Genomic DNA, 3800 nt, shown 5'->3' on the forward strand with positions numbered 1-3800 from the left:
GGGAGGTCGGCGATGCGGACTGTGCAGTAGGTGGAGGTGCCGTCCGGCTGGTAGGTGCGGCGGTAGAGGTAGGGGGTGGCGCCGCTGGGCGCCACGGTCACCCCCTCCACCGTGATCGGCTCACCGAGGAGGACGGCGAGGAGCGCGGTGTCCAGTTCCTCGGTGTCCTGGCTCGGGTCCGCCGGCCTGCGGTGCCTGCCCACGCCCGTTCCCCCTTCTGTCGGCCCGTCACAGCCGCAACGAGGCGGGGCGGCACCGGGTGGCGTCCCGGCGGCCGTCCGGCTCAGCGACCGTTCGAGGTGGGGCGGACAGCGGACGGGCTGTCGAACGCCTCCGAGACCGACAGCCACCGCTGGTCTGGCTGCTGCCGAAGGAAGGTGGCGGTGCGGGCGGCCACCGTGCGCGCGTCCGGCCGGGCCGGTGCCGGTCCCTTCGGCAGGAAGGACCCGGGCGGGGCGGTGTCCGGCTCCTTCCAGTGAGTGCCGGCCTTGCGTCTGGGCAACGGGGCTTGAGCCGCGGTGTCGCTCTCGGGGCTGGTCTGATTGCTCGTCACGGCGTCCTCATCTCGGTGTAGGGCGGGCGGTTCCAGGGGCGTTGGTGCAGGGGGATGGGCGGTCTTGGCGGCCGGGGCACGGCGGGGGGAGGGGCGAGGAAGAAGGAAGGCGTGGTGCCGGGCGCAAGCGGGGTGGTGCGCGCCGGGGTGGCCTCGGGGACCAGGAGACCCGGGTACTCCACTTCCGCCCGCTGCTGTGCCGGGGCGCGGCGGCGGGGGCGTGGTTGCGGCGGCCGGGCCGGTTCCGCCGCCGGGCGCTCCGGCACCCGGGGCCGCTTGTCCGCCATCGCGGACCAGGCGCCCGGCCGCCACACCGGCCCCGGTTCCTGTGTCATGACGCCTCGGCCTGAGCCCGGTCCGGGGCACCGAGGTCGATCATCGGCACCGTGCTGGTGACCACCTGCACCCGGTGGTGGCGGGCGTAGGAGGCGAGGCCGAGAGACACCTTCGGCTCAGATCTCCGGGCGTGGCGGGTGATGGCGGCGAGGTGGTGGAGTAGGGGCGGGGTGATCCGCATCCGGCCCTGGAGGAGCCGGAGCTTGTCCGGGCCGTGGTCGGCTACCAGCCGCGCCGCGCTGGTGAAGTCGGGCTTCTCGATCAGGGCAGCCATGGTTAGGACGGGGCCGGTGCCGGTGCAGATGACGACGCCGTGGGTGGAAGCGCGGTTGATATCGAACGGGCTGGTGAGGACGGCGGGGTGGCCGGGGTCGGTGGCATCGACCAGCTCTGCGAGGGCCTGGTGCGCGGGGTCGACGTTGTCGGAGAAGACGAGGCAGATGTAACCGGTGCGCAGGTGCTCCGAGCCGTTAAGGGCGCTGGTCACGTCGGCGTACCGGCCGCGCTGGGGCACGAAGTCGACGTGCAGGCCGGTTAAGTCCGGCGCCCCGTCGTGCTGCTGGGCCAGCTGCCGGTAGCGGGCAGTGCCACCCGGGCCGAACACCCGGTTGCTCCAGTCCGCGAGGCCGGCGTAGTAGGGGTGGTGGACGACCACGGCACGCCGTGCCCCGCCTGCTTCCGCCTCCTGGAGGACGTGGACGATGCCCGGCTGTCCCTCGACCGGGCGAAATTCCTTGGGCATGAACGTGGACCACCCGGCCACCCTGGTTCCCAGTCCTCCGGCCGCGATGACCACGGCCGTGCTGTTCTGGGTCTTCATCGGATCGCCTCCGTACGGGAGTTGGGTGGGAGTACGGTTCGCGGATGCATACGCGAGTGACCGGCATGGCCGTGAACAGTGACAAGCAGCTGTTGCTGCTCAACCAGGACACCGAGGGCGAGCGGACGTGGTCCCTGCCCGGCGGCAAGGTGGAGGACGGGGAGAGCCTGGAAGAAGCACTCCGCCGGGAGATGCTGGAGGAGACTGGCCTGGAGGTGAAGGTCGGCCGCCTCCTGTACGTCGCAGACGTCACCAAGGCGCACGTCGTGCACATCTCCTTCGAGGTCGAGGTGGTCGGGGGGACGATCGGGCAGGTGAAGGAGGGTGCCGACACCCGCCCGATCCGGGGCGTGGAGTGGGTGGCGCTGGACGACCTGGCCGACCTCGGCTTCTCCGAGCGGTTCGTGGACCTGGCCCGCTCCGGGTGGACGGGGGCCGGGACCTACGTGGGCCCGAAGTCCGAGATCGGCCTCTGACCGCTGCTCAGTCCTGGTCGGCCTCGGTCTCATCGCCGGTCTCGGCGGCGGGGCCGGTCAGGGCGTTCACGAGGGCCTGGTCGAGGTAGCCGACCGGGACTCCGGTGGGGCCGAGGGAGTTGACCCACGAGCCGATGCGCTCCGCGAGCTCCCACGCCCCTATCTCGTCCGCCGCCCTGATGCTCGGGTCTCGGACGAGGCGGACGCCGACGCCGCGTGAGGCGCCGAGGAGGTAGCGCGAGCGCTCCTCGACCACCGCCGCCCTTGTTGCGGGGGTGTTCCATGCGGCGCCGACCAGGTAGCGGCGCAGTGGGAACTCGAGGTCGCCGGCCTCCGGGCCGTCCTGGCACCACACCTGGAGGTTGCCGACCAGGTGGTGGATGTCGCCGTGGTCCCGGCCGGGCTCGATGACCGGGGTGGCGTCGCCGAAACGGTAGTCGGCGTTGTAGATGGCGCGGTCGAGCGCCGCGGCTTCCAGAACCTCGACCCTGGTGGGGAGTCGGGCACCGTGCCAGGCGGCGAGGGCGACGGCGCCGAGCCAGGTGACCCAGTAGGCGGGGTGGTACTCGTACCCCGGGCTCGGCCGCCACTTCCCGCTGCTCGGGTCGTAGTGGAGGCGGCCGCCGCGCTGCACCCGCATCGGGATGACGAAGAGGTTGACGCCGTCGCGGGCGTTGTCCATCCCCGCCTCGCTGAGGATGTTCAGCAGCTCGGCGACCTCCGCGTTGCTGACGAGGTGGGTGCGCCACGCCACGCTGCTCCCTTGCACCGCCGGGCGGTAGTCGGCCGGGCCGGGGCGCCGCGCCTCGCCCTGCGCAGTCCCGGACCGGGGGGCCGGCACCGATCCGGCCGGGTCGCGCACCTCGTACAGGGAGTCCCCGTCGAGCCAGTGCCGGGCGACATCGACCACCTGCTGCTCCACCACGTTGGTCGCGTGGGACAGGGTCTCGGCGACGTGGTGGGGGACGAGGGCGGCGGTGCGCGGGTCCAACTCGGCGATCAGCTCGCTCTTGTGCTTCTTAGTGGCGAAAGTGGTGTCCGCTCCCCGAGCGCCGGCCTCCGCCTCCCCGGCCGGGGCGGGCTTGCTGGGCAGCGGGATGTCGAGGAAGGCGGCGAGGTTGGCGCGCACCGTCTCCGGGGCCAGGACGTGGCGCTCGTACGCGAGGTGGGTGTGGCGGCGGCCCGCGAAGCCGAGGTCCTTCCTGACCGCCTTGGCCAGGAGGAGGGAGTTGAGGGCGATGAGGCGGCCGAGGGCGACGGCGGGCTCCGGGTCGTCCTCCGGCAGGAGTTCGGCCCAGGGAGCCCAGTGGGGGGAGTTGCGTGCCGCGTTGCCGAGCATGTTGTAGCGGGAGGCGTAGTGCCAGCGCTCGAACAGGTTGCCCTGCGCGAAGGAGCTGGCGATGCCGAGGGGGGCGCGGGAGAGGATGAGGAGGGGGGAGTTGGGGAGGAGGTTGGTGATCGCGCCGGTGGCGAACCAGAGGTTGGTCTCCTTCACCATGTGCCGCCGGCCGGTGCCGTAGAGGTCGGAGAGGGCGCAGGCGAGGTGGTGGGCGGGGAGGCCGGGAAGGTCGGTGTCGGCCTGGCCGGGCGGGCGGGAGTTGTTGGGGGAGAGGGG

General features: G+C 72.6%; 5 protein-coding genes. 1 reads left to right on the forward strand and 4 read right to left on the reverse strand.

The window, feature by feature from the left end; genetic code table 11:
• The 3 genes from AA75_RS49845 to AA75_RS27585 form a co-directional block, all read right to left on the reverse strand.
• The coding region (locus tag AA75_RS49845; RefSeq protein ID WP_033822968.1) for a hypothetical protein at positions 1-203 on the reverse strand (203 nt) is incomplete at its 3' end.
• A gap of 80 nt (positions 204-283) precedes the next feature.
• On the reverse strand, positions 284-553 hold the full coding sequence (locus AA75_RS48025; RefSeq protein ID WP_149038413.1) for a hypothetical protein: 270 nt from the start codon (positions 551-553) through the stop codon (positions 284-286).
• 331 nt (positions 554-884) lie between these two features.
• Positions 885-1709 carry an NTP transferase domain-containing protein gene (locus AA75_RS27585; protein WP_033822969.1) on the reverse strand — a complete coding sequence of 275 codons (825 nt, stop codon included), beginning with the start codon at positions 1707-1709 and terminating at the stop codon, positions 885-887.
• A 44-nt stretch (positions 1710-1753) separates the two neighbouring features.
• On the opposite strand from AA75_RS27585, the gene AA75_RS27590 reads away from it, so the two are divergent.
• Positions 1754-2185, forward strand: coding sequence for an NUDIX domain-containing protein (locus tag AA75_RS27590; protein WP_233289211.1), 432 nt, complete (start codon positions 1754-1756; stop codon positions 2183-2185).
• Between the two features lie 7 nt (positions 2186-2192).
• On the opposite strand, the gene AA75_RS27595 is transcribed toward AA75_RS27590, so the two are convergent.
• A partial coding sequence (locus tag AA75_RS27595; RefSeq protein WP_051813499.1) for an SUMF1/EgtB/PvdO family nonheme iron enzyme occupies positions 2193-3800 on the reverse strand: 1608 nt, incomplete at its 5' end.

It is taken from the genome of Kitasatospora sp. MBT63, assembly GCF_000710465.2.
GTDB lineage: Bacteria > Actinomycetota > Actinomycetes > Streptomycetales > Streptomycetaceae > Kitasatospora.